This window comes from Flavobacterium ginsenosidimutans (assembly GCF_003254625.1).
Classification (GTDB): domain Bacteria; phylum Bacteroidota; class Bacteroidia; order Flavobacteriales; family Flavobacteriaceae; genus Flavobacterium; species Flavobacterium ginsenosidimutans.
Window position 1 is genome coordinate 16,901 of record NZ_QJRJ01000080.1, and the last position, 26,979, is coordinate 43,879.

26 protein-coding genes and 1 tRNA gene are annotated in these 26,979 nt (G+C 33.2%); 14 read left to right on the forward strand and 13 right to left on the reverse strand.

Annotated features, from left to right (window positions below; all coding sequences use genetic code 11):
* Positions 1 to 139: 139 nt before the first annotated feature.
* Both DM444_RS16400 and DM444_RS23665 read right to left on the reverse strand, forming a co-directional pair.
* Positions 140 to 2,380, reverse strand: a complete 2,241-nt coding sequence (locus DM444_RS16400) for a hypothetical protein (protein ID WP_111288573.1) — start codon at positions 2,378 to 2,380, stop codon at positions 140 to 142.
* Between the two features lie 238 nt (positions 2,381 to 2,618).
* A tRNA-OTHER gene (locus DM444_RS23665) sits at positions 2,619 to 2,736 on the reverse strand.
* A gap of 284 nt (positions 2,737 to 3,020) precedes the next feature.
* On the opposite strand from DM444_RS23665, the gene DM444_RS16405 reads away from it, so the two are divergent.
* The 8 genes from DM444_RS16405 (at position 3,021) to DM444_RS16445 (ending at position 13,035) form a co-directional block, all read left to right on the forward strand.
* Complete coding sequence (locus DM444_RS16405; protein ID WP_111288575.1) at positions 3,021 to 3,680, forward strand: HD domain-containing protein; 660 nt, start codon at positions 3,021 to 3,023, stop codon at positions 3,678 to 3,680.
* Positions 3,681 to 3,887: 207 nt separating this feature from the next.
* Complete coding sequence (locus tag DM444_RS16410) at positions 3,888 to 4,925, forward strand: helix-turn-helix transcriptional regulator (protein WP_111288577.1); 1,038 nt, start codon at positions 3,888 to 3,890, stop codon at positions 4,923 to 4,925.
* 221 nt (positions 4,926 to 5,146) lie between these two features.
* Positions 5,147 to 5,605, forward strand: a complete 459-nt coding sequence (locus DM444_RS16415) for a MarR family winged helix-turn-helix transcriptional regulator (protein WP_111288579.1) — start codon at positions 5,147 to 5,149, stop codon at positions 5,603 to 5,605.
* A 36-nt stretch (positions 5,606 to 5,641) separates the two neighbouring features.
* Positions 5,642 to 8,032 carry a 3-hydroxyacyl-CoA dehydrogenase/enoyl-CoA hydratase family protein gene (locus DM444_RS16420; protein WP_111288581.1) on the forward strand — a complete coding sequence of 797 codons (2,391 nt, stop codon included), beginning with the start codon at positions 5,642 to 5,644 and terminating at the stop codon, positions 8,030 to 8,032.
* Positions 8,033 to 8,081: 49 nt separating this feature from the next.
* Positions 8,082 to 8,435 (forward strand): four helix bundle protein, encoded by a 354-nt coding sequence (locus tag DM444_RS16425; RefSeq protein ID WP_111288583.1) that lies wholly within the window; start codon positions 8,082 to 8,084, stop codon positions 8,433 to 8,435.
* Positions 8,436 to 8,492: 57 nt separating this feature from the next.
* Positions 8,493 to 9,674: a thiolase family protein gene (locus tag DM444_RS16430; protein WP_111288585.1), complete on the forward strand. Its 1,182-nt coding sequence runs from the start codon at positions 8,493 to 8,495 to the stop codon at positions 9,672 to 9,674.
* A 244-nt stretch (positions 9,675 to 9,918) separates the two neighbouring features.
* Positions 9,919 to 11,709 carry an acyl-CoA dehydrogenase family protein gene (locus DM444_RS16440; RefSeq protein ID WP_111288587.1) on the forward strand — a complete coding sequence of 597 codons (1,791 nt, stop codon included), beginning with the start codon at positions 9,919 to 9,921 and terminating at the stop codon, positions 11,707 to 11,709.
* Between the two features lie 309 nt (positions 11,710 to 12,018).
* On the forward strand, positions 12,019 to 13,035 hold the full coding sequence (locus DM444_RS16445; RefSeq protein ID WP_239455699.1) for a glycoside hydrolase family 18 protein: 1,017 nt from the start codon (positions 12,019 to 12,021) through the stop codon (positions 13,033 to 13,035).
* A 54-nt stretch (positions 13,036 to 13,089) separates the two neighbouring features.
* Here the strand turns inward: DM444_RS16445 and DM444_RS16450 are convergent, their stop codons facing one another.
* The 4 genes from DM444_RS16450 to DM444_RS16465 all read right to left on the reverse strand — a co-directional run bounded on the left by DM444_RS16450 (position 13,090) and on the right by DM444_RS16465 (position 15,568).
* A complete protein-coding gene (locus DM444_RS16450) occupies positions 13,090 to 13,575 on the reverse strand; it encodes a hypothetical protein (RefSeq protein WP_111288591.1) in 486 nt (161 codons plus the stop codon).
* A gap of 84 nt (positions 13,576 to 13,659) precedes the next feature.
* The gene (locus DM444_RS16455) at positions 13,660 to 14,568 is read right to left on the reverse strand and encodes a transporter (RefSeq protein WP_111288593.1); all 909 of its coding nucleotides are present in this window, start codon (positions 14,566 to 14,568) and stop codon (positions 13,660 to 13,662) included.
* A gap of 36 nt (positions 14,569 to 14,604) precedes the next feature.
* Positions 14,605 to 15,129 carry a DUF4251 domain-containing protein gene (locus DM444_RS16460; RefSeq protein WP_111288595.1) on the reverse strand — a complete coding sequence of 175 codons (525 nt, stop codon included), beginning with the start codon at positions 15,127 to 15,129 and terminating at the stop codon, positions 14,605 to 14,607.
* 4 nt (positions 15,130 to 15,133) lie between these two features.
* Positions 15,134 to 15,568 (reverse strand): META domain-containing protein, encoded by a 435-nt coding sequence (locus tag DM444_RS16465; RefSeq protein WP_111288597.1) that lies wholly within the window; start codon positions 15,566 to 15,568, stop codon positions 15,134 to 15,136.
* Between the two features lie 214 nt (positions 15,569 to 15,782).
* Between DM444_RS16465 and DM444_RS16470 the strand changes: the two genes are divergently transcribed.
* Complete coding sequence (locus DM444_RS16470) at positions 15,783 to 16,310, forward strand: superoxide dismutase family protein (protein ID WP_111289248.1); 528 nt, start codon at positions 15,783 to 15,785, stop codon at positions 16,308 to 16,310.
* Positions 16,311 to 16,419: 109 nt separating this feature from the next.
* Positions 16,420 to 17,622 (forward strand): LETM1-related biofilm-associated protein, encoded by a 1,203-nt coding sequence (locus DM444_RS16475; RefSeq protein ID WP_111288599.1) that lies wholly within the window; start codon positions 16,420 to 16,422, stop codon positions 17,620 to 17,622.
* Positions 17,623 to 17,664: 42 nt separating this feature from the next.
* On the opposite strand, the gene can is transcribed toward DM444_RS16475, so the two are convergent.
* From can to DM444_RS16495, 4 genes are all read right to left on the reverse strand, one after another.
* Positions 17,665 to 18,300 carry a carbonate dehydratase gene (gene can / locus DM444_RS16480; protein ID WP_111288601.1) on the reverse strand — a complete coding sequence of 212 codons (636 nt, stop codon included), beginning with the start codon at positions 18,298 to 18,300 and terminating at the stop codon, positions 17,665 to 17,667.
* Between the two features lie 120 nt (positions 18,301 to 18,420).
* Positions 18,421 to 20,061 (reverse strand): SulP family inorganic anion transporter, encoded by a 1,641-nt coding sequence (locus tag DM444_RS16485; RefSeq protein WP_111288603.1) that lies wholly within the window; start codon positions 20,059 to 20,061, stop codon positions 18,421 to 18,423.
* An 83-nt stretch (positions 20,062 to 20,144) separates the two neighbouring features.
* Positions 20,145 to 20,426, reverse strand: a complete 282-nt coding sequence (locus tag DM444_RS16490) for a hypothetical protein (protein ID WP_239455700.1) — start codon at positions 20,424 to 20,426, stop codon at positions 20,145 to 20,147.
* 122 nt (positions 20,427 to 20,548) lie between these two features.
* A complete protein-coding gene (locus DM444_RS16495) occupies positions 20,549 to 21,028 on the reverse strand; it encodes a Dps family protein (RefSeq protein ID WP_111288607.1) in 480 nt (159 codons plus the stop codon).
* Between the two features lie 107 nt (positions 21,029 to 21,135).
* Between DM444_RS16495 and DM444_RS16500 the strand changes: the two genes are divergently transcribed.
* Positions 21,136 to 22,080 carry a LysR substrate-binding domain-containing protein gene (locus tag DM444_RS16500; RefSeq protein ID WP_111288609.1) on the forward strand — a complete coding sequence of 315 codons (945 nt, stop codon included), beginning with the start codon at positions 21,136 to 21,138 and terminating at the stop codon, positions 22,078 to 22,080.
* A 29-nt stretch (positions 22,081 to 22,109) separates the two neighbouring features.
* Here the strand turns inward: DM444_RS16500 and DM444_RS23890 are convergent, their stop codons facing one another.
* A complete protein-coding gene (locus DM444_RS23890) occupies positions 22,110 to 22,307 on the reverse strand; it encodes a hypothetical protein (protein ID WP_111288611.1) in 198 nt (65 codons plus the stop codon).
* A 166-nt stretch (positions 22,308 to 22,473) separates the two neighbouring features.
* On the reverse strand, positions 22,474 to 23,136 hold the full coding sequence (gene mnmD, locus DM444_RS16510) for a tRNA (5-methylaminomethyl-2-thiouridine)(34)-methyltransferase MnmD (protein ID WP_111288613.1): 663 nt from the start codon (positions 23,134 to 23,136) through the stop codon (positions 22,474 to 22,476).
* A gap of 307 nt (positions 23,137 to 23,443) precedes the next feature.
* Between mnmD and DM444_RS16515 the strand changes: the two genes are divergently transcribed.
* Positions 23,444 to 24,514: a branched-chain amino acid aminotransferase gene (locus DM444_RS16515; RefSeq protein WP_111288615.1), complete on the forward strand. Its 1,071-nt coding sequence runs from the start codon at positions 23,444 to 23,446 to the stop codon at positions 24,512 to 24,514.
* A gap of 83 nt (positions 24,515 to 24,597) precedes the next feature.
* Positions 24,598 to 24,948 carry a hypothetical protein gene (locus DM444_RS16520; RefSeq protein ID WP_111288617.1) on the forward strand — a complete coding sequence of 117 codons (351 nt, stop codon included), beginning with the start codon at positions 24,598 to 24,600 and terminating at the stop codon, positions 24,946 to 24,948.
* 22 nt (positions 24,949 to 24,970) lie between these two features.
* Here the strand turns inward: DM444_RS16520 and DM444_RS16525 are convergent, their stop codons facing one another.
* Positions 24,971 to 25,351: a pyrophosphohydrolase domain-containing protein gene (locus DM444_RS16525; protein ID WP_111288619.1), complete on the reverse strand. Its 381-nt coding sequence runs from the start codon at positions 25,349 to 25,351 to the stop codon at positions 24,971 to 24,973.
* Positions 25,352 to 25,767: 416 nt separating this feature from the next.
* On the opposite strand from DM444_RS16525, the gene DM444_RS16535 reads away from it, so the two are divergent.
* Complete coding sequence (locus tag DM444_RS16535; protein WP_111288623.1) at positions 25,768 to 26,955, forward strand: SRPBCC family protein; 1,188 nt, start codon at positions 25,768 to 25,770, stop codon at positions 26,953 to 26,955.
* Positions 26,956 to 26,979: the final 24 nt, after the last annotated feature.

Here is a 26,979-nt window from a genome sequence, read left to right on the forward strand (position 1 = left end):
GATCTAAAAAAGATTTTTTTTATGAATAATCTGCGCTAATCTGCCAAAATCATTTTAAATCAGCGTGAAACATTAATCTTTGCGGAGACGCACAGCAGTGCGCCTCTACAAAAACCTTTGCATCTATGAACCTTTGCACCTAATCAATTAATAATTGCGTAACAACCGTTGGATTCATGGCCCATTGCGCTGTATAAACCTCATCGGCAATTTCATTTTCGGTGATTGTTAAACCTTGTGCTTCCGCTTTAAGCTGTAACAAACTACCAATATTCAATTTGCTGTTTAGTTTTGATAACAACGCCTGAACGCCTTTGAAATCCAATCCGCCTACAACCTGACCTCCGAAAGTCATCTCTAACCAAACGATTTCTCTTTTGGTTACATCCAACACTCCAAAAACCAAACCTTTGGCAACATTCTGCGTCACACGAACCTGATGATCTACACACGACGAATCGTAAGCTACACCTGTTCTCTCCGAAATTTTCATCGGATATTTGCTGTTCATCCAACCAACAACCAAATTTGGCGTAATACTTCCGTTGCTGTAGGCGTTGCAAGTAAAAGTTACAAATTTTGCTTTGGCTTTCGCCAATTCGTCGATGTTGATGTTGATATATTCGGCTGTTCCAATTTTATTTGGAATGCTTCGGATATCACCACTATGCTGACAACCCGTTGTAGTCAATCGGCTGAAAGAACAAATATCGGCTTTATCTTCATAAGCGATATGACAGCTCAAATCCATATCTAAATGCTGTGCTGGCAAATCTTTCCCCCATTGCATAAACAATCGTACTTCGTTTCCTTCAACCGGGAAACGTGTTCCCATTAAAGCAACTGGTAAATCCTGAACCGTTTCGCTTCGATCTCCTATAGAAACCGGAATATTAAACAATTGCGGATCGATATAGATTGTTTTGTTGGTGTTCGCCATTTTTGCAAATCGTTTTTTCATAGCCAAAAGACACAATTCTTCGATTTGATTTTTCATTGCTTCCAACTGAAAATCTTCGTACAACTTCAATAAAGCGTTTGCTTCGATTCGTTTGTTTGTTCCACCCAAAGGTTTCACACTTCTCTGCATGTTTTTATCAAAATAATTTTGAGCATACATGTTTAAAGTAAACACCAATCTAGCCGGAACTTTATCGATGATTTCTTCAAAATGAGCAATAGTTTCCTCCGCTCCAAACCATAGCATGTTAGAGAATAACGAACGTGCAAATAAACCTGGACGCTGTTTCAATAAAGCAAACGTTTTATTGGCATCAAATTTCAATCTTGACGAATCTACTTTGCTTTGCCAAACATCGTACACTTGGTTGTAGAATACATCCATTAAAAAATTCAATTTCTCAAACCCTTTTCTTTTACTGTATTCTGCCAAACGAAGTGCGCGGATAAAACGAACCCACATTCCTCTTTTTGGATGCATGATTTCGCACATCTTCTCAACGTCCATATCAATATTATTCAGCCAGTTTGCCACCATTAAACATTCTTTTCGGGAATATTTTAGTTTCAAATCTTTTTGAGACGCAATTCTTGCCTGAACGCTTGTATCTAAAACATTATAAAAGTGCTGTGCATTTTTTGATGTTCTTTTGATAATCGTTTTTGGCTCAATAATTTGAAGCATTCCTGTGTTTTTATACCACAAGTATCGTAAGATATCTGTTGGCGTTTTCAAAAACTGAGACGCTTCATCTTCTTTACCATTTTCGATCAAAAGATCAATCACCAGCATTAAAGTTTCCTTCATCGCCACTTCTGTTTTTGGCAAAAGCAAATACTTCATCGCCATTTTTAAACTATCCACCTGAGTAGCGTCTAAAGCGGTTTTAGATTGCAATAACGATATGTAGAAATCATTTAAATCTTTTTCTGTCCACAATTCAAGCATTTTTAATTTGCTTCCTTGTCCGATATTTTCCAGTTTTCCAAATTCAAACGGAGTTCCGCAGAACGGACAACCATTGTATCTTTCTAATGGAAAAGTATTATCTGGGATAATATGTCCGCACTGTAAAGTTGTTCCGTTTTTCACACCTAAAACATTCCAGAAATAGGTTAAAATATGATCTACAACAGATTCTCCCGTTGGAATATTCCATTCTTTTACCAATGGTGTCCAGTTTTTATCTGTTCCTAAAACTTCTCTCAAAACTTCTAAAACCTCGATTTTATAATTCGGGCTCACATTGTTTAAAGCGTGAAGCAATGACTCAGAAAATGTAAATCCAAGTTTTGAAACATTGGCTAACAAAACTGAAGTTGTTCCTGATAAATTTTTAACGTCATTCGTAATCATTTCTGACGGAATGAAAATAGCATTTTGACGTAAACTGATTTTTAATAATTCTTTTGTTTTCATTTTTTTTAATTTTTAAAATTTAGATAATTGTGCTTCTAGTTCTACCCAAAAGATTTTGAAGTAAGAAACACTTGACCTGAAATTTGACGATAATTGATTAACTGAGTTTATCTGGCGGGTTTCCCCGAGAAGTAAGTTAATCTTGACCCTCATTTATTAATGATAATTTTAAAACTTGTTCGGACTCGAACCGAAAGTTACCAATTGTCTGAAGTAAGTTTTAATTGACCATTAATTGTGAAGCAGATGGGATTCGAACCCACGACCCGGACATTAAAAGTGTACGAAGTAAGTTTTGATTGACCTTTGATGGATAATTTCAAAACTACCTGCTCTAACCGCTGAGCTACTGCTTCCTTTATAATTGAATAAAAAGGTAATGGTGTAAGTGTGTACGTGGAAAGTGTTTCGAAGTAACTCAAACTTGACCTGTTTTATTCTTTTTTTATTTCTATGAACGTTTGTTTTTATTTCCTGAACAAAGATTTCTAAACTAGTACGCAGTTATCTTGCGTAGTAAAATTTTTATTTCATTTTTTAGAAATACTATTTGTTTTATTTCCTGAGCAAAGATTTCAAAACTACTACGCAATTATTTTGCGCAGTAAAAAAAGAATTTTAAATTTGAGTAAAAAACAAGATGAATTTAAAAGAAATTTATTCTGATTTACTTTTGAATATTGGTTTTTCAGTTAAGGAAATTCAGCAAAACTGGAAAGATTTAGAAAAGGCATATTCCAAAAAATCAAGGCATTATCACAATCTCACGCATTTAAAAGAAATGATTGACAGTTTTGAAATTTATAAAGACAAACTTCAAAATCCTGACGAAATATTATTTTCTATTTTTTATCATGATTTTGTGTATTCGGCTTCCAAAAAAGATAACGAACTCAAAAGTGCCGAATATGCTATGTCTATTTTTACCGATATTAAACCCGACAGGTTTTTATCCCGAGGCTTCGGGACTGTCGGGTTTGCGGAATTTGATCGTCAATTAGTTTTTGATGCGATCTGCGCTACACAGCAACATCAACATAATTCTATTGAAGATATTAATTGGTTAATCGATTTTGATTTGAAAATCCTCGCTAAAGATTGGGACGATTATAAAATCTATTTCGAACAGATTAGAAAAGAATACCGCATTTATCCTGATTTTCTATACAAACCCGGACGTGCCAAAGCTTTGAAGCATTTTCTGGAAAATGAGTTTATTTTTCAGACCGAGGAATTTAGGAATTTATATGAGGGAAAAGCTCGGGCTAATATTGAGAAAGAAATAAAGTTATTAAGCTAAAAATTGAATCTCGCAAAGTCGCGAAGTCGCAAAGTTTTTTTGTTTCACGCAGATTTTACAGATTTGAGCAGATCTAAAAAGATTTTATTTTTAAAATAATCTGCTGAATCTGCCTAAATCATTTTTAATCTGCGTGAAACAAATCTTAATAATCATTGAATTAAAAAACTTTGCACCTTCGCGCCTTTGTGGCAAAACAACACAAAAATGTCACAAAACAAAAACGCCCTAATTAGATACAAAACCATCGATAAATGTCTGCAGAACAAATATAGGCAATGGACACTCGAAGATTTAATCGAATGCTGTTCTGAAGCTTTATTCGAATACGAAGGACGGCAGAACCCAATCAGCAAGCGAACCATTCAGATGGATATTCAGCTGATGCGAAGTGAAAAACTGGGATATAACGCTCCAATCGTGGTTTACGATAAAAAGTATTATAAATATGAAGACGAAAATTTTTCGATAACCGATATTCCGCTGACGGAAACCGACATGAATGTTTTGACCGAAACGGTCTCAATGCTAAAACAGTTTAAAGATTTCTCTTTATTTAATGATGTTTCGGATATTTTACAGCGATTGGAGGATAAAATCTACGCCGAAAAATCGCATACCAAACCTGTCATTTATTTGGATAAAAATGAAAAACTAAAAGGACTGCATTATTTGGACGAAATCTATCAAGCAATAATTAAGAAAATGGTTCTCATTATTACTTATAAATCTTTTAAATCTGCTGAAGAAACGAAATTCCATTTTCATCCTTTTATATTAAAAGAATTCAATAACCGTTGGTTTTTGATCGGAAAGAAAAAAGCCTCTCAGCCGATTACTAATTTGGCTTTGGACAGAATCATTTCTATTGATTACGATTTTAATCTTCCCTATCTAGAAGAAGATTTTGATGCTGATAATTTTTATAAAGATGTAATTGGTGTTACGGTTAATTCAGGATTGAACGCAAGAAGAATTGAAATATGGGTCGATGCTTCGAATGCGCCTTACATAATCACAAAACCTTTGCATGAGTCTCAGCGGATAATTAAGGAAAATGAAGATGGAAGTATTATTGTGCATTTGTTCGTTATTCCGAATTATGAAATGGAAAGGCTTTTATTAGGTTTTGGAAGCTGTATTGAAATTTTAAGGCCCGAAGGTCTACGAAATCGTATGAAAAAGATGCTGAAAGATGCCATTTCGCGCTACGATTCTGAAAAGCCAACTGAATTAAATGCATAATTTTTTACAGAATACAGAATTAAATGCGTTTTAAAAATTAAAAAGAGATTTTTACCGCATTAAAAATGTTAAAATCTAAAAAAAGAATAGTATATTTCACTTTAAATAAACCACCAAAACCCTCTAAATCAGGGATATTTTTTAACTAACCAAAAATTTATTAAAAAATTATATGCATGCATAGTATTTTTTAATTATATTTGAAATCGATATAGTTACCTATGAAAGACAAAACGATAGATTATATTTTGAGAGCGACATGGCAGGCTGTTTCAAGAATGTATAATGAAGAAGCTGCTAAATATGACGCAACAATGGCGACAGGATTTGCTCTTTTAAGTATGGACAAGGAAGAAGGAACTCCATCAACCGCTTTAGGTCCGAGAATGGGCATGGAAGCAACCAGCTTAACAAGAACACTTAAATCTATGGAAGAAAAAGGTTTAATTGTTCGCAAGAAAAATCCAAGCGACGGCCGAGGCGTTTTGATCTACCTGACCGATTTTGGAAAAGAAAAAAGAGATTTATCTAAAAATACAGTTCTAAAGTTTAATGAAACCGTTAGAAAACATGTTTCGGAAGAAAAGCTGAATCATTTTATAGAAGTTTCTGAAATCATCAATGAACTGATTCACGATAAAAACATATTTAATCAAACAGAAAACACAGAAAAAGAATAACATTCTTTTCCTCCTACAAACAAATAGTAACAAATTATGAAACGCACAATTAAAAAAGTTGCTGTAATTGGATCCGGAATTATGGGTTCAGGTATAGCTTGTCATTTTGCTAACATTGGTGTCGAAGTTTTACTTCTGGACATTGTACCGCGTGAACTGACCGAAGCTGAAGCTAAAAAAGGATTAACACTTGAAAGTAAAGCCGTTCGCAACCGTGTGGTAAACGAACATTTGGCGAATTCATTAAAATCAAAACCATCTCCTATTTACAGTCAGAAATTCGCAAACAGAATCACGACTGGAAATACAACAGATGATATGGCAAAAATTGCTAATGTTGACTGGATTATCGAGGTTGTTGTAGAGCGTTTAGATATTAAGAAATTAGTTTTTGAACAAATCGAGAAATTCCGTAAACCAGGAACTTTGGTTACTTCTAATACTTCTGGTATTCCAATTCACTTTATGAGTGAAGGAAGAAGCGAAGATTTCCAACAGCACTTCTGCGGAACTCACTTTTTTAACCCTGCGCGTTACTTAAAATTATTTGAAATTATTCCTGGTCCAAAAACTTCAACTGAAGTATTGGATTTCTTAAACGAATACGGATCTAAATTCTTAGGAAAAACTTCGGTTGTTGCTAAAGATACTCCTGCGTTTATTGGAAACAGAATTGGTATTTACGGAATCCAAAGTTTATTCCACTTGGTAAAAGAAATGGGATTAACGATTGAAGAAGTTGATAAATTGACTGGACCGGTTATTGGTCGTCCAAAATCAGCTACTTTCCGTACAGTTGACGTTGTTGGATTGGATACTTTGGTACACGTTGCCAACGGTATTTACGAAAACTGCCCGAACGACGAACAACACGAATTGTTTAAACTTCCTGATTTCATCAACAAAATGATGGAAAATAATTGGTTAGGAAGCAAAACTGGACAAGGTTTTTATAAAAAAGTAGATAAAGATATTCTTTCTTTAGACTTAGATACATTAGAATACCGTGCTGCTAAAAAAGCAAATTTTGCTACTCTTGAACTAACAAAAACTATCGATAAACCAATCAATCGTTTTAAAGTTTTAGTTAAAGGAACAGACAAAGCGGGAGAATTCTACCGTAAGAGTTTCGCTGGAATGTTTGCGTATGTGTCAAACAGAGTTCCTGAAATCTCAGACGAATTATACAAAATTGACGACGCCATGAAAGCTGGTTTTGGATGGGAAAATGGTCCATTCGAAATCTGGGATGCAATTGGTGTTGCCAAAGGAATTGAAATCATGAAAGCAGAAGGTTTAGAACCAGCTGCATGGGTTACTGAAATGTTGGCTTCTGGAAGTGATAGTTTCTATTCTGTAAAAGAAGGAGCAACTTATTTCTATAACATTCCAACAAAATCACAAGTTAAAGTTCCTGGACAAGATTCATTTATTATTCTGAACAACATTCGCGAAAGCAAAAAAGTTTGGAGCAACAGTGGAGCAATCATTCAGGATTTAGGAGACGGAATCTTAAACTTAGAATTCCAATCTAAAATGAATACAATTGGCGGCGATGTACTTGCTGCTATTAATAAAGCAATCGACTTATCTGAAAAAGAATATCAAGGTTTAGTTATTGGTAATCAAGCAGCGAATTTCTCTGTTGGAGCTAATATCGGAATGATTTTCATGATGGCAGTTGAGCAGGAATACGACGAATTGAACATGGCAATTAAATTGTTCCAAGACACAATGATGCGTGTTCGTTACTCTTCTATTCCAGTTGTAGTTGCGCCTCACGGAATGACTTTTGGCGGTGGTTGCGAAATGAGTTTGCACGCTGATAAAGTGGTTGCTGCTGCGGAAACGTACATGGGATTAGTTGAATTTGGAGTTGGTGTACTTCCTGGCGGCGGTGGATCTAAAGAAATGGCTTTGAGAGCTTCAGATTTATTCCGCAAAAATGACGTGGAATTAAACGTTCTTCAAGAGTATTTCTTAACAATCGCAATGGCAAAAGTATCAACTTCTGGTTATGAAGCTTTTGATACTGGACTTTTGCAGCATGGAAAAGATGTTATCGTAGTAAACAAAGATCGTCAGATTGCTGAAGCTAAAAAACATGCTTTGTTAATGGCTGAAGCTGGTTATACACAACCTATCAGAAGAACTGATGTTAAAGTATTAGGAAAACAAGCTTTAGGTATGTTCTTAGTTGGGACAGACCAAATGGAAGCTGGAAAGTACATTTCTGAGCACGATAAGAAAATCGCTAACAAACTGGCTTATGTAATGGCTGGTGGTGATTTATCTGAAGCAACTTTAGTATCTGAACAATATTTATTAGATATAGAACGTGAAGCTTTCTTATCTCTTTGTACAGAGAGAAAAACTTTAGAGAGAATTCAATATATGTTAACTAAAGGAAAACCACTTAGAAATTAGTATTTGAGTATTAAGATTTGAGTATTAAGTATTAAGATTAAAAAGAATTATGCATCAATTTGAAAAGTTGAAAATCTGGCAAAAAGCCATGGATATTATCGAAAATGTATACAAAGTTTGCTCAGAATTACCCTCAGATGAGAAATTTAACTTAATAAGTCAAATAAAAAGATGTGCAGTATCTATTCCTTCAAATATAGCTGAAGGTTCTGGTAGAAATTCTAATAATGAGTTTGCTCATTTTTTAGGAATTGCAAATGGTTCAACTTATGAATTAATTACTCAATTAATGATTTCAAAACGTTTGAAATTAATAGCTGAAGAAAAAATATCAACTATAATAAATGAATTAGTAGAAGTCAGCAACATGAATTTTGCGCTTCAAAGATCTCTAAAAAAATAATAACTATATCGATTGGCAGTCTTAATACTTAATACACCAATCTTAATACAATCATTTATGAAAACAGCATATATAGTAAAAGCATATAGAACAGCAGTTGGAAAAGCTCCAAAAGGTGTTTTTAGATTTAAAAGACCTGATGAATTAGCTGCAGAAACCATTCAGTTTATGATGGACGAACTGCCTAATTTTGATAAAAAACGTATCGACGACGTTATGGTAGGAAATGCCATGCCAGAAGCAGAACAAGGTCTTAACGTTGGACGTTTAATTTCTTTAATGGGATTAAAAGTAGAAGACGTACCTGGAGTTACAGTAAACCGTTATTGCGCATCTGGATTAGAAACTATCGGAATGGCAACTGCTAAAATCCAATCAGGAATGGCAGATTGTATTATTGCCGGTGGTGCAGAAAGCATGAGTTATATCCCGATGGGAGGTTACAAACCAACTCCGGATTATAAAGTTGCCGCTGCAGGTCACGAAGATTACTATTGGGGAATGGGGTTAACTGCTGAAGCGGTGGCTAACCAATATAACATCTCTAGAGAAGATCAAGATGAGTTTGCTTACAACTCTCATATGAAAGCTTTGAAAGCGCAGGCAGAAGGAAAATTTGACAAACAAATCGTTCCAATTACTGTTGAGCAGACTTTCATCAATGAAAATGGCAAAAAAGAAACAAAATCATACGTTGTAAATAAAGACGAAGGTCCAAGAGCAGGAACTTCTAAAGAAGCTTTAGCGGGTTTAAGACCAGTTTTCGCTGCTGACGGAAGCGTAACTGCGGGGAACTCTTCTCAAATGAGTGACGGTGCTGCTTTTGTTTTAATCATGAGTGAGGACATGGTTAAAGAATTAAATCTTGAGCCAATTGCACGTTTGGTAAACTTTGCTTCTTCTGGTGTTGAGCCAAGAATTATGGGAATTGGTCCTGTGAAAGCAATTCCGAAAGCTTTGAAACAAGCTGGATTAACATTGAACGATATTGAGCTAATTGAATTAAACGAGGCTTTTGCTTCACAAGCTTTAGCAGTTACTCGTGAATTAAATATTAACCCAGAAATCGTAAACGTAAACGGTGGTGCAATTTCATTAGGACACCCTCTGGGATGTACAGGAGCTAAACTTTCTGTTCAGTTATTTGACGAAATGAAACGCAGAGGTAATAAATATGGAATTGTTTCTATGTGCGTAGGTACAGGACAAGGAAGTGCAGGAATTTACGAGGTATTATAGATTTTTTTAGAGGAAAGAAGCAAGAATAAAAACTTTTCATTTGGGATGAAATAGATATTTTTAGAAGAAATCATTTTAAATAGTAATAAAAAAACTTGCTATCTATTTTGATTTTTTCTTTCCTCATAAAACAGAAAAATTAAAAAACAAAATAATTGAATTTCAAAAGATGACCGCAGATTTCATAATCAAATTAGATTAAAATCTTGCTTCTTTCATCTATCAATCTAAAAAACAAAAAGTCATGAGCGACAAAACAAGAGGAGGTCAATTCCTAGTTAAAGAAACAAAATGCGAAGATATCTTTACTCCAGAAGATTTCTCAGAAGAGCAGTTAATGATGCGTGACTCTGTAAAAGAGTTCGTTGACAAAGAATTATGGGCGCATAAAGATCGTTTTGAAAAGAAAGATTACGCTTATACAGAATCATCTATGCGTAAAGCTGGTGAACTTGGACTTCTTGGAGTTGCAGTTCCTGAAGAATATGGCGGATTAGGAATGGGATTCGTTTCTACAATGTTAGTTTGTGACTACATTTCTGGAGCAACTGGATCTTTCTCAACTGCTTTTGGTGCTCATACAGGAATTGGAACTATGCCAATTACCCTTTATGGTACAGAAGAACAAAAGAAAAAATACGTTCCGAAATTAGCTACTGGAGAATGGTTTGGAGCTTATTGCTTAACTGAACCAGGTGCAGGATCTGATGCTAACTCAGGAAAAACAAAAGCTGTTTTGTCTGAAGACGGAAAATACTACTCGATCACAGGACAAAAAATGTGGATTTCGAATGCAGGTTTCTGCAGCGTTTTCATCGTTTTTGCTCGTATTGGAGATGATAAAAATATTACAGGTTTCATCGTAGAAAACGATCCGTCTAACGGAATTTCTATGAATGAAGAAGAGCATAAATTAGGAATCCGTGCTTCTTCTACTCGTCAGGTTTTCTTCAACGATACAAAAGTTCCGGTTGAAAACATGTTATCTGAAAGAGGAAACGGTTTCAAAATCGCAATGAACGCGTTAAACGTTGGGCGTATTAAATTGGCTGCTGCTTGTTTAGATGCTCAAAGAAGAGTTACTTCTGGAGCTGTAAAATATGCTAACGAAAGAATTCAGTTCAATACTTCTATTTCATCTTTTGGAGCTATCCGTTCTAAATTAGCTGAAATGGCGACTAGCGCTTACGCTGGAGAAAGTGCTTCTTACCGTGCTGCAAAAGATATTGAAGACAGAATTGCTGCCCGTGAAGCAGAAGGAACAAGTCATCAGGAAGCTGAATTGAAAGGTGTTGAAGAATATGCTATCGAGTGTTCAATCTTGAAAGTAGCAGTTTCTGAAGACGTTCAAAACTGTTCTGACGAAGGTATTCAGGTTTTTGGTGGAATGGGATTCTCTGAAGATACTCCGATGGAAAGTGCTTGGAGAGATGCTCGTATCGCTCGTATCTACGAAGGAACAAACGAAATCAACAGAATGCTTTCTGTAGGTATGTTGATCAAAAAAGCAATGAAAGGACACGTTGATTTACTTGGACCAGCAATGAAAGTTCAAGAAGAATTAATGGGAATTCCATCTTTTGATACTCCAGATTTCTCAGAATTATTTTCTGAAGAGAAAGTAATCGTTGCTAACTTGAAAAAAGTTTTCTTAATGGTTGCTGGAAGCGCTGTTCAAAAATATGGTCCAGATTTAGATTCTCACCAACAATTATTAATGGCTGCTGCTGATATCTTAATCGAAATTTACATGGCCGAAAGTACTATTCTTAGAACTGAGAAATTAGCAAAAACTCAAGGAGAAGATAAAGTGCAAGAGCAAATCGCGATGGCAAAATTATACTTGTACAAAGCTGTAGATATTGTAAACTTAAGAGGAAAAGAAGGAATTGCTTCATTCTCTGAAGGAGACGAACAACGTATGATGTTAATGGGATTAAAACGTTTTACAAAATATACTAACCTGCCAAATGTTGTGGCACTAAGAGAAAAAATTGCAGAAAAATTAGTTGCAGAAAATGCATACTGCTTCTAATATAAAAATAGTTTTTAGCTTTTAATTTGTTTAAGCCCGCGCAAGTCCGAAACTGCGCGGGCTTATTTTTTCCAAATATCTACTTCGAAAGACATTACTTACAAGGCGCAATATTTTTGCAACTATTTGCAAAATATTCGTTAAAATTGACTTTCAGAGACGTTTAGGATAGTTATATATCAAATGTATTGCAGTATATTTATCATTCTAAAAAACGCTAAAAACAAAATAATGAAACAAATTACTCTAATCACATCATTTTTATTGTGTTTTGGTATCACGACTACCTTTGCACAAAAAAATAAAAAAATGGACATAATCGCCTATTATACTGGCGACTCAGAACTTATTGACAAATATGAAGTTGGCAAATTAAACCAAATCATTTTTAGTTTTTGTCATTTAAAAGACGGTAAGCTAACTGTCGATTCTGCTAAAGATTCAATTACAATTAAACATTTAGTTTCGCTTAAAGCGAAAAATCCTCAGCTGAAAATTATTTTGTCTCTTGGAGGATGGGGAGGCTGCGAACCTTGTTCTAATGCTTTTTCAACTGCTGAAGGGCGTTTGAAATTTGCAAAATCAGTAAAAGAAATAAGCGATTCTTATAAAGTTGACGGATTAGATTTAGACTGGGAATATCCAGCAATTGAAGGACTTCCTGGACATTTGTATCAAGCCGCTGACAAACCAAACTTCACTGAATTAGTAAAAATATTACGTTCTACATTAGGCAAAAAATACGAGTTAAGTTTTGCTGCTGGAGGATTCCAAAAGTACTTGGACGAATCAATCGACTGGAAAGCGATAACTCCATTAGTAAATCGCATTAATATTATGAGTTATGATTTAGTAAACGGATATTCTAAAGTTACAGGTCATCATACTCCATTATACAGCACAAATGCAAATGAAGAATCAACTAATAGAGCTGTTGAGTATTTATTGAAACAAGGCGTTCCTGCTGAAAAATTAATTATTGGGGGTGCATTTTATTCTAGAACATGGAAAAATGTAGAAAACATCAATAACGGATTGTATCAAGCTGGAGAGCATATTGAAGGTGTAAACTTCAAAAACTTTGCAACAACTTATACTGAGGCTAACGGCTGGAAATATTTTTGGGATGATAAAGCAAAAGCTCCATACTGGTACAATGCACAAACTAAAACTTTTGCAACTTCGGATGATTTAAAATCTATTAAAGCAAAAGCAGAATATGTAAAAGCCAAAAAATTAGGCGGGATAATGTTCTGGGAACTTACTTTAGATAGTTTCCGTGATGGAATGGTAAATGAAATTTACAAAGTTAAAACCGCAAAATAATAAAAAAAGGGAATCACAATTTGATTCCCTTTTTCTTTTATATATCGTATAAGATTATTGCACCTTATTCTTATCCAATTCTCCAATAAACGGAATCGCTTCTAAAATTTCGCTTCTAATTATGGTTTGAAGATAAACTTCAAGCTGGATAAATTTTGCCGCATTTATTGCGCCAATAGCTTTTTTCGCCTGATTATATGTTTTGGAGTAAAGTTTTTCATAATCAATGTGATTTTTTAAAGTTGCTTTGGCCAATTCATCCGCTTTAGCATCAGTTAAAGTTTCGTAATTCGCAGCATAATCATTTATCAATTGAAACTTTGTCTGCCCTAAAGCTTTTCGCGACGTTTCATAATTATCGTAAATTTTAGTAAAGGCTGTTGCTTGTGCATCAGATAAATTCATGTACTGTTTTACCAGCTCAGCTTTAGATTTTCCATAAACACTTTGTACTACTTCTAAATCTTCTTTGTAAGAGGACTGCGCATAAGATGAAAATGAGGCTACCGCCATGATAAGAATAAGACTTAATTTTTTCATAGTTTTAATTTTAAATTTGTTTTTAAAAATATATGCATACTCAAATATACTGATTTTTAACACTTTAAATCACAAAAACAAGTTTTAAAAAAATGAATATTGATAAACTGCTGATAGAGCATAATAATTCAATCCGTTGTTGGTATAAGCTCCAACATGATATTGAAACCTAACGGACTGACCTTTTGCAATTGGAGTTGAGAATGTACCTCCAACACGCCAGTTATCAATTTGACTATCATCAGCAACTCCGTCAATAATAGTTTTTCCTCCAAAAAACCAAGTCGTATTAAAACCAACCCACATTTGGTTTTTAAAATAATAACTTGCATGAGCTTGAAGGCTATAGGTTGGTTTTTGCTCTAATTTTTTTCCTAGATAATCATTATTATCCGTATAAAACCACACCCCGCCATAGGCTTCGGCATAAACATGGGCAAACCGTTTCGACACACCTATTTCGGGCTTAAAAGCCCAGCGGTTTGTTCCAATGTTTACTTGTTTATCACCATAATATCTTCCTGTTGGGATTGAAGTAACCAAACTGACTCCAAGAATTGTCTTTTGCTCAAAGCTTCTGAATTCAGATCTATAAAGTGCAGGAGAACCTAGCAAATTAATTCCAAAACGGACTTTCATATCTGCAAAACCAGTTCTTGAGCCAGTAACCATCTGATCGCTGATTACAGCAGATCCATCCATAAAAGTAAAAGGTAGTCCTACTTGTATACGAGCCAGCTTATCTGCCAACCCAAAAGTTTTTATATAATTTACAGCCATATTGTGGCTTTGAAGTGTAAAATCTTTTATGGGTAGAGAAGGATCTGTGAGTACATTTCCATTCATAAAAACATAACCTGCGGCAATTACATTCAAATTTTTTGGAACATTCGCATAAGCTCTAGGTTCCAAATCCTGACCGTAAATCGTCAACGTACCAAAAGAGAAAAATAAAATCAGACACTTAAATAACCAAAAAAACTTTCCTACCATATATTCAAGTGAATTTGTGACAAGTTTAGTAATGAATTATTCTACATTTTTCTCCGTTGATTTAGGAGGATTTATTACTCCATCGTAACTAATTGGGGCTCTATTATTGCTATTAACAGACAATGTTGCTGTACCGTTGTAAAATATTCTAAACATTAAATCATAAACATCATTTTGACCTCTTACAGTTGCTTTGACATTAATGTTTTTCGATTTATTTTCAATTTTGACATTCTCTGGCTTACCTTCAAATTTTATTCCGCCATCAGTGCTGTATCCTATATTATAGCCGCGCCCAAAAAAAGGAAGATCACAAGTTGTATGATCGGTATTAAAATTTAAAAAATAAGTATTGTAATCCAGCTGGATTAATCTTCCTCCTTGAGGAGTCACTTTTTGCGCTTCAAAAATAAAATTTTGAGAAGCTATAAGTGCCTTAATTTCATTCTGTTTCTGTAATTCTCTTTCTGCTTTAAGTTCTTTTTTTGATTTTTCTTGTGCCAAAGCTGAAAAACTAAAAACACTTAAAAAAATCAACAAAACTGATATTGTGGTTTTCATACTATCATTTTTTAGTAAAACGCATCATTGCAATATCTCCTGAAATAAAATTCAATGTTTTTCCATCATCAGTAATATCATAAGATGTAATTTTCTGTAGCGTACTCATATAAGTCTGTTCGCCCTGACCATCTAAACACATCATTTTAGTTACTGCCATAGGCTGTGTAAAATCGATTTTGTTTCCAGTCACATTCAGTTTTCCTGTATACGAATTACAGCTGTTGTTTCCAGACACTTGGTTTTCTTTACTATTAAAAACAATTGTAGGTTTTTTATTTGGATATAATCCATCAAAAGTAATTCGCGGCCCCGTGATATAATTCAATTCCCAAGTTCCATCAAGTTTCGAAACAGAATCTGTTTTTTTACACTTAAAAATACTGCAAGAAATTAAAAGCAAACTAAAAAAAATGAGGGTAAAAATCTTTTTCATCATAACATTAAAGATTAAATGTGAGCGAATTAGATAAAATTGGTTTCAGAAAGTATTCGTTAAAAACCTCTACGAATTTAAACAATATTTTCCGTTTTTAACTCAATCAGAATTAAATTATAACGTATAGTTTGACTTTTTTTTAACTTTTAGAGTTAATCAATTCCGTTATTTTATGTTAAATTTACTTAATCTTTAATTAAAAATGCCCGTAGATATGAAAAAACTAATCGTTTCTTTCGCTATAATTACAGCCTTAATCGTTGGTTGTAAAACAAATAACAAATCAAATGATGCTAAAACTTTGACTGTAGCATTAGAACCTAAAAGCAATAGTAAAGTTGCTGGAACTGCCACTTTTGTCGAGAAAAATGGTAAAGTAACTTTTACAGCAAAAATCACTGGATTAGAACCTGGAGTTCACGCAATTCACATTCATGAAAAAGCAGATTGTAGCTCTGCAGACGGAAGTTCAGCTGGAGGACACTGGAATCCAACTTTCAAAAAACACGGAAAATGGGGAGTTGGCGAATATCACAAAGGAGATATCGGAAACTTTACTGCTGATGCAAAAGGTAACGGATCCATCACTCTAACAACTGATGAATGGTGTATTGGATGTGGAGACAGCAATAAAGATGTTTTAGGAAAAGGCCTAATTGTACACGCTGGAACAGACGACTTTACAACTCAGCCAACAGGAAATGCAGGAGGAAGAGTTGCCTGCGCAGGAATCATCAAATAAGAAAAATCATAATAACCACTATTTTTTAACAAAATCTAGTGGTTATTTCATTTAAAATGAATTCTAAAAGAAGAAAAAGATATAGCTTTGCATCAGCAAAATTAAATCAATGATTAACCCATCAGCACCAGGCTGGATCGATAAGTTTTTTAGTGAACAGAAGTTTTCAGAGGCAATTCCCTTTGAAACTGTAGATTCGTTTTACTATAAAGTAAGAGAAACGGGATTTATTTATGGTCATATTATTGCTATAGATTCTCAAATGCCAATTCCGATAAAAGGCTGGTTTAAAACCGAAATTTCTAAAGTAGCTTTACTAAATACTCTATACCATGTTTTTTGTTTAGAGAAAAGAAATTCGGAACCTAAAAATTTTATTTCAGAAGTTTTAAAGTTCTACAAACAAATGAATCCAGAAGGGTTTAATTTGTTTAAAATTTTATTGCCTAAAGATACTCCTGCCCTTTCTCTGGAAAATATTATAGATCAAAGAGTTCAGACCAATGACAGTATCATTAGTAAAAACTTTTCGCATTTAGTAACTAATGCATTGCTATTTATTGATGTTTTAGCTTTTAGACAATATTTAGAACATGGCGAAATTCCTGAAAAGTACCTGAAAAGGATTGAAGAAACTGTTTTAGGGATTGTAGGTTTAGCTTTAAAAACCAAAACTTCAAAATCGCAGCATGACGATTTATTAATCAAGCTTTTTGAAGCTTCTATTCGATATTCTAAATTTTCAAAAGTAACTGTTGACACTTTAGAAACTTTAAATCTTGAATATTTTAAAAACAAACTAGAACAATATTACTTAATCGACATGGCCGGAATGGCGCTGTGGAGTGACGGAATTGTCGAAAATGAAGAATCGTATTTCCTATATGCATTGGGTTCAACAATGGGAGTTGCTGACGATTTTGTAACCAAAAGTATGGATACAACCAATACTTTTATTACAACTCATAAAAAGAAGATTCCGTATTTTAATTATTCTAATCCTGTTAAACATTTTTATGATCAAATGACTCACAGCGTAGTCAAATTAATCATAAGAAATAAAAACAGGCTAATTAAGGAAATTGTTCAAAGTAAAGAATTGATGGTTTTACTTGCTTATTCTACAACAAGAGATTTGGATGCAAAAGAAAAAAAGAAAGTAAAAAAACAGCTTTTGGATATTTGTAAAACCATTCCGTCGCTGACCATATTTTTACTTCCTGGAGGAAGTTTATTACTGCCTATATTAATTAAGTTTATTCCAACAATGCTTCCTTCAGCATTTAATGAGAATTTAGACGAAAACGAATAAAAAAAATCGCCCTTTTTACAGGGCGATTTCTATTTCTAACTATTAAAGATCCAATTGGTAAACTTCATCTAGTTCATCATTCGAAGCAATATTTACATCTAAGTCGGTTACAAAACCTGAATTTAATCCGTAAACCCATCCGTGAAGCATTAAATCTTGACCATTTTTCCAAGCATTCTGTACAATAGATGTTTTCGCTAAGTTGTAAACTTGTTCTTTAGTATTGATTTCTACAAAAGCATTAAAACGTTCTTCTTCGTTCTCAATTGAGTTTAAATATTTATCGTGAAGGCGGTATTCATCTTTAATATGACGTAACCAGTTGTCTATAATTCCAACAGATTGATGCCCCATTGCTGCTTTTACACCTCCGCAACCGTAGTGTCCACATACAATGATATGCTTTATTTTCAAAACATTTACTGCATAATCCAGTACACTTAGCATGTTCATATCAGAGTGAACAACCATATTAGCGATGTTTCTATGTACAAAAACTTCACCTGGTTTTGCACCAACAATTTCGTTTGCAGGAACACGGCTATCAGAACATCCAATCCATAATAAAGGTGGTGATTGTCCTTTTGCCAAATCAGCAAAATAATTAGGGTCTTTTGCTAATGAAGTTTCAACCCACTTTTTATTATTTTCTAATAACTGCTCATAAAATTTTCTCATTTTTTTATTTTTTGTGTGGTAATTTCTAATTCTAGGTATGTCTCAAAAAAGAACTTGAATGTAAAGTTACCTAAAATTTGACATTTCTACGGCCTTAAAAACACCTAAATTTAATTATTCTTATCTAACAACTTCTTTTTTAACTAGTTCTCTTTTTGCCACATCATAATAATGTTCGATTTTAACGTGATTATGATTTTCTGGCGTATTTTCTAGTTCGTAAGCTTCTTTAAACCCTTTAAGTTTTACTTTTATATGTTCATCGATTGCTCTAGTTTCTTTAAACTCACGAATCAAATCCAATACGTCATGCGAAATATATTCTGTATCATGCGCATTGATTATAACTTTAGAGTTTTCTGGAATTTCAGCCAATGTTTGCTTTATTGCCGCTTTATTCAAGAACGAAACTTCCTGAGCTAAATCAATATGAATGATATCACCATCTTCATATTCTTCTTTCTTGAAGACATAAGCTCTTTTTAAGTTTCCTCGTAAAACGAAAATAATACTAATAATGATTCCCAACGCAACACCTTTTAGCAAATCTGTCGCAACGACAAAGACCAAAGTTGCAATAAAAGGGACAAACTGGTATTTACCCTTTTTCCAGAAATGCATAAAGGCTGCTGGTTTTGCTAATTTATATCCAACCAAAATCAAAACAGTCGCCAATGTTGCCAATGGAATTTTGTTTAAAATTACTGGTATAGCCAATACACTTAATAATAAAAGCACACCATGAATAATGGCTGACATTTTAGATTTTGCTCCCGCATTGTTATTAGCAGAAGATCTTACTACTACAGAAGTCATTGGTAAACCTCCTAAAAGAGAACTCACAATATTACCAATACCTTGCGCTCTAAGCTCAACATTAGTATTTGTGTAACGTTTTTGCACATCCATTCTATCAGTGGCTTCTATACATAAAAGCGTTTCAATAGAAGCGACAATGGCAATTGTAATAGCAACTACCCAAACTTGCGGATTTGTAACAGCGGTAAAATCTGGGGTAATTATAATTGATTTAAAATCATCAAAAGATTTTGGAACTGGCAAAGAAACCAAATGTTCTTTTGCAATTGCCAAAGTGCTTCCTGTAGATACAAATATTTCGTTTAAAACTACTCCAGCAATAACGGCAACCAAAGCACCTGGAACCAGTTTTATTCTTTTTAAGAAAGGAACTTTATCCCAAGCTAATAGAATTACCAATGAAACCGCAGAAACCACCACAGCTCCTAAGTGAATATGATTTAAAACATCAAATAGAAATGAAAATGAATTACTTCCATCATTTTGAATAAAAGCTTGATCTCCTTCAAAATCTGCATCATAACCAAAAGCGTGCGGTATTTGTTTTAAGATGATAATAATTCCAATACCCGCTAACATTCCCTCAATTACATTTGTTGGAAAATAATTCGAAATACTTCCGGCCTTTAAAAATCCTAATGCCAATTGAATTAATCCAGCAATAAAAACAGACATTAAAAATACATCGAAAGCTCCTAAATCGGTAATTGCGGTTAAAATGATAGCTGTTAACCCAGCAGCTGGACCTGATACACTAATATGTGACTGGCTTAAATATCCTACAATGATACCACCCACAACACCAGCAATAATTCCAGAAAATAACGGTGCTCCAGAAGCCATTGCAATACCTAAACACAACGGAAGAGCCACCAAGAAAACCACTAAACCCGAAGCAAAATCAGATTTAAGGTTGGCAAAAAGATTGATTTTTTTTGTCATAATATAATACTAAAAAAATTATTCATTAAAGATTCACCCCATCTCGATAGAAATGCGGCTAAAGTTCGAAATAATCGGAAGTATTATGCTACGTTAGGTGGTGGAGCAAATATGCTTGGAGAAATATTGTCTAGCATGACAATATTTTCAGAAATAATAGTTTTTTTCTCGATGTAAACCGGGATTAAAACTTCATGTTCTAGAATAGTTGGATGAACTACATTTTTAAGTTCTTTATGTACTTCTTCTTCAGTAATACTAAAAGATATAGCCGCACTATTCCCTTTCTTTAACGCCTGAACAATTGTTGGGGTCGATAAGAAGGCAATGAATATGAATAATAATATGCGGGCTACAAATTTCATCAAAGCAAAAATAGCGTTAAACAAATAAAATCAAAGAGATTTTTATAGAAATTTAACATAAACAAAAAAGCAGAATGCAATTTTCATTACATTCTGCTTTTAATTCTTTAAAAAACAATTATTTATAAAGTTTCTTCTAACCAAGCATTCATCATCCAAATTGTTTTTTCTTGCTCAGAAATGAAGTCGCTCATCATTGAATTGGTACCTTCATCATTAATTTCATCCGATTTGTTTAATATTTCTCTTTCGATTTTTAATAAATCAGATAAAGAATGAACAATTAACTGAACTGCTTTTTCATCGTTAGAAATATTTTTCCCAACTGTTAATTTATTGTTCTTAATATAATCTTCAAAAGTATGCAATGGAGTTCCTCCAATTGTCAAAACTCTTTCGGCTATCATATCTATTTTTAATTGTGCGTCTGTATATAGTTCTTCGAATTTTACATGTAAATCAAAAAAACGCTTTCCGCGAATGTTCCAGTGAATTCCTCTCAAGTTTTGGTAATACACTTGAAAATTTGACAAAAGTACATTCAACTCTTTTACCAATAATTCTGATTCTTTTACAGGTAATCCTAAAATATTTGTCTTCATAATCTATTTTTTTACACTAATTTACTACAAATTTAAAGTAACTTCTATAAAATAAACATAAATAAAAATTATATTTTCTTATTTTTGCATCACAAAATACTATCAATATGACTATAACTCAATTACAATATGTGTTAGCGGTTGCTGAGCATAAAAACTTCACACTTGCTGCTGAAAAATGCTTTGTAACTCAGCCAACTCTTAGTATGCAGATACAAAAAATTGAAGAAGAACTTAATATTTTAATTTTCGACAGAAGCAAAAAGCCAATTCAGCTTACAGATATAGGACAAAAAATTGTAAGTCAGGCAAAAAATATCGTAAACGAAGCTGATCGTATAAAAGATATTGTAGAACAGCAAAAAGGTTTTATTGGAGGAGAATTCCGTTTAGGAATTATTCCAACGATTATGCCTACACTTTTACCAATGTTTTTAAATAACTTCATTAAGAAATACCCAAAAGTAAAACTCTTGATTGAAGAGTTGAACACAGAGGAAATTATTCTAAAACTGAAAAACGGACATCTTGATGCTGCAATTGCCGCAACTCCTCTTGAAGACGAAAAAATCAAAGAGATTGTATTGTATTTTGAGCCTTTTGTAGCATACATCCCTGAGCATCATGCTAGTTTTCAGAAAGAAGAAATCGAAGTTGCCGACTTAAATCTAAATGAAATTCTGCTTTTACAAGACGGTCACTGTTTTAGAGACGGAATTTTGAATTTGTGCAAAAATGTCTCAGACGTCGATCAATCTAATTTTCAGATTCAAAGCGGTAGTTTTGAAACCTTGATTAAATTGGCAGACGAAGGCCTTGGTACAACGTTACTTCCGTACTTGCACACCTTAGACTTAAAAGAATCCGATAAACTGAAACTTCGTAATTTTAAGGAACCAAAACCAGCTCGAGAGGTAAGTTTGATTTACCCAAAGAGCGAATTAAAAATGCAAATTATTGATGCACTCAGATCTACAATTGCTGGCGTTGTAAAAGGCGCAATAGTTTTTCAGAATGTTCAAATCATAAGTCCGCTACAAAAAAGAGCATAATAAAAAAGGAGCCAAATTGGCTCCTTTTTTTATACTTTAATCAGTAGTAGACTTTGTTTTAATTCTGGCTTTCCAACAATGAAATTCAATAACCATTCTTGTAATTGTTCCATTTCGTAAGGTAACAGTGTTTTGATAGCTTTCTCTAATTCCTTACAGAAAAGTACCGGATCGAAACTAACTCTTTCAAGTATTGATTTCGTGTAATCAAACATCATTTTTGACATAATAAAATAAGATTTTCGGGGGTTATCTATTTTTTTAAACTCGAGCCAAATTTAAACAAATATTGAACATAAATACTACTTTTAACTTATTTTTTTAAAAAATTTAGCAACGAATACGTTTTCTTAAAATATATAAATCAATATAGAATTATTCTAAATAACTCATTTAAACCTTTTTAAAGGCTCGAAACATTTCTCTTTTCCCTGGAGGTCCAGCTAATTTTTCTACGGTAAATCCAACTTCAATCATGCTTCTTTTAACAACTCCTCGCGCTGCATAAGTAACAAGAACGCCATTTGGCTTTAAACTATTATACATTTTCTGAAAAATTTCAGTACTCCAAAGCTCCGGCTGCACTCGGTAACCGAAGGCGTCAAAGTAAATCAAATCAAAAATTTCAAGATCGTTTATTTCGTGAAAAAATTGTTTTCTTTTGGTTAACGAAAATTGCGAATTAAGCTGAGTTTTCTTATCCCATTCTGCAAGATGCATTTCCTTAAAAACAGATTCGTATTCTGTTGCTTCCAATTCTTCAGCATAATTCATTTCTAAAATCTCTTTCGGATCTACAGGATATGCTTCTACTCCAACATAATCAATTGTCTGTTGTTTTAGAATAGATTCTAAAAAAGTGATAAAAGCATTTAATCCAGTCCCAAAACCTATTTCTAATATACTTATAGGATTCTCAAATAATGACAATCCGTTTTTAATAAAAACATGTTTAGCTTCCTGAATTGCACCATGTTTAGAATGATAACATTCGTCCCATTCTGGCAAACGAATTGTAGTTGAACCATCTAACGTTTTAATTATTTCTCTTTTCACTTTTTCCGAATTTTACAATAACTTTTTATTGATTTTCAAGCCATTTTAAGATTCAAATTTAGTCAAAACAAATGCGTAAAGCCTTAAAAAACGATACTTTTTTCATAAATTCTTTATAAAAACCAACTAAATATTTGAGTTTATTATAAGATAAATAAATCTCAATCAAAACCATTAAATAATGAATTTTCGCTAAGTTTTTTACAGATTTTTACGTAATTTTGCATTCAATAAATTTCATTTTACACGATATCATCACTTTAGATTTCTGATAGTGAAAAATATCTCACAAAAAACTTACATAACTATGAGTACAACTCAAACGAGCAAAATTGAAATCATTAAAGCTACTTCTACAAAAATCAATGAAGTAGATTTTGACAACTTAAGTTTTGGTGCTGTATTTACAGACCATTTATTCGAATGCGATTTTAAAAACGGGCAATGGCAAAATCCTGTCATTAAGCCTTATGCTCCTATTTTGATGGATCCATCTTCAAAAGTCTTCCACTACGGACAAGCTATTTTTGAAGGAATGAAAGCTTATAAAGACGAAAGTAATGACATTTGGTTGTTTAGACCAGATGAAAATTACAAACGTTTCAATAATTCTGCTGTTCGTATGGCTATGCCAGAAATTCCAGAAGCTATTTTTATGGATGGTTTAAATGAATTATTGAAAATTGATCAAGAATGGATTCAAAGAGGAAACGGAGCAAGTATGTACATCCGTCCTTTTATGATTGCTACAGGTCCTGGAGTTATCGCAAATCCTTCAGACGAATATAAATTTATGATTTTACTTTCTCCTGCAAAAGCATATTATGGAGGTGAAGTAAAAGTTATCATTGCTGAACATTTCAGTAGAGCTGCAAATGGCGGTATTGGTGCTGCAAAAGCTGCCGGAAACTATGCTGCTCAATTCTACCCAACTAACTTGGCAAATAAAGATGGTTTCCAACAAGTTATTTGGACTGATGATGCAACGCACACAAAATTAGAAGAAGCTGGAACAATGAACGTTTTCTTCAGAATTAACGATACTTTATTAACTGCTCCAACAAGTGAAAGAATTTTAGATGGTGTTACTAGAAAAAGTTTGATCGCAATGGCAGAAAAAGAAGGATTAAAAGTTGAAGTTCGTCCAGTAATTGTTTCAGAATTGGTTGAAGCTGCTAAAAACGGTTCTTTGAAAGAAATCTTTGGAGCAGGAACTGCAGCGGTTATTAGCGTTATCAAAGGATTCTCTTATAAAGATGAATACTTCGAAATGGCTCCAATCGAAAATTCTTATGCTTCTTTCTTAAAAGAAAAACTAACAAGTCTTCAAAACAAACTTTCTGAAGACACTTACGGATGGACAGTTAAAGTTCAATAATCCAAAACCATATTAAAAAAGAAACCCGATAAATTTAGTTTTATCGGGTTTTTTATTTGTAATATAATTATCAGATTTGCAGTATGAGAAATTTAAAATATAGCTTAGAATATTTCTGCTCTCCTATATGGATTGAAGAAGACAATGAAAATCCAATCTACGAAAATATTGAAATTGATATTCTTGAAATAGATCATTATTTAAAAGATGAAATAAATACATTGAATAATATTTATCAATCAAAATATAATGACAATTATCCTCCAGAGCCTTACTCATTTTCAATAGCCGAAGAAATAATTTTCATTAGCAGAGTAATTACATCTTCAAAAATATTAATTGAACTTTTAAAAAATCAATACAACGTCATTTTTGATACTTTTTATTGGGAACAAAGATTAACGCATTTGATAAACGAATTAGAAAACAAATAAAGTCAATTTCAAATTTTATATTTTACAAAAGCTTCGAAAAATCTGGCTTAAAATAATTTGGACCTTTCATTACTTTTCCGTCTTCACGGTAAATCGGCTGACCATCTTCTCCTAATTTACTCATATTACTGCGTTGGATTTCATCAAAAACAGCTTCAATCTTATCTTGAAGTCCATGTTCGATAATTGTTCCGCACAAAATATACATCATATCTCCAAGAGCGTCTGCAATTTCAACTAAATCATTATTCTGAACCGCTTCATAATATTCCTCGTTTTCTTCCTTCATTAAATTATAACGAAGTAATTTTTTCTCTGCTCCCACATCGGCAACTGGTGTAGTACTGTGGCCAATTCTAAAAGCAGTGTGAAATTCTGTTACGGCGTCAAGTTGTTTTTTCATATAGTAGTTTTCTTTTTTTTGCTAATTTAAGTCACTTTCTTATAAATCTGAAAATTTATTGAAAGAAATGAAAAGGCAATTTAGCAGCAAATCGTTTACAAATCTCTAAATTTGCCAAAAATTTTTATAACTATGTTTAGTCAAGGTCAAATACTATTTGGGGTATGTTTTTTTATTGCGTTTGTAATCGTTATGATATTTGCTTATCGAAAAGATTTGAAATTACACAAAGTCTTTTATAAAGGAAATTACAAAGTACTCCTTGCCTTTCTGCTTTTCATAGTACTTTTGTTCGTAATTAAAATCTTTTTAAAAAGATAAATTATTCTGGTCGCAATAAAATAAACCTAATCATTATGGGTTATTAGTAAGACTCATGATAAATTTATAACTTTACCGAAACCAAACAATCTACCATGAAAATTCTAAAGTATTTATTTCTTTTTGCACTTTTAAGCTTTGTTGCTCTTACTGTTTTTGTTGCTACTCAGAAAGGAGATTTTTCTGTAGAAAGAAGTAAAGTCATCAATTCGCCTCGTGCAACGGTTTATAACTACTTAAACGACTTTAGAAATTACGAAGATTTTGAATCTTGGTCTATTGAAGACCCTAGCATAAAAATGACATACGCTAATAAAACAAGCGGAAATGGCGCAACATTTTATTGGGATGGTGTTGATGGCAAAGGAAATTCTATTATCCTTAAAACAAAAGATGGCGAAAGCATTGACCAAAAAATGCAATTTGATGGTACTGAAGCCGATGTAAATTGGACTTTAAAAGATACATTGAACGGAAAAACAAAAGTTACTTGGAAAGGAAAAGGAACTATGAGTTTTCTATTTAAAATATATACTGCTTTACATGGAGGTTCGGATCGAGTTATTGGAACTATTTATGAAAAAAGCTTAGCCAATATTGATAAAAATTTAGATTACGAAACTAGAACTTACGCTGTTCAAGTAGACGGAGTTGTTAAGAAAACAGAAACGCCTTATATCAAACAGACTTTTACAAGTGAAATTGCCAAAGTGAGCAAAAATGCTAGAATTGTAATTCCAAAGCTTATTCATTTTAGTGAAACAAACGGTTTATCCGCAATGGGGAAACCATTTATTATTTATCATACTTACGATACTAAAACTGGTTTAGCTAAAATTTCTATTTGTTTACCTATTAATAAAGAAATTTCAACCAGTTCAGGAAGTGATATTTTAGCAGGAAAATTAAATGGTTTTGATGCTGTAAAAACAACTCTTACTGGAGATTACTCGCATAGAAACGAAGCAATTGCAAAAACAACTGCATATATAAACAATGAAAAGATTATTCCAGATTTAAGCTGGTCTCATCTTGAAATATTGACGTTGAGCAAATTGGATGTAAAAGCTTCTTCTAAATTGGTAACCGAAATTTATTTCCCAATAAAACCTAAAGTAGCTCCTGCTGTTACTGAGCCTGTTTATGCTCAAGATAGTACTGGTGAAGCTCCAAGCCAGCCACGTACAGAACAACCGCGCACAGAACCTGTAAAACGCAAACCAGCAGCACCAACACCTGCTCCTGCACAAACACCTGCACAAGAAGAAGATTCAGAGTTTTAAATAATTTAAAAAAAGGCATTAAAC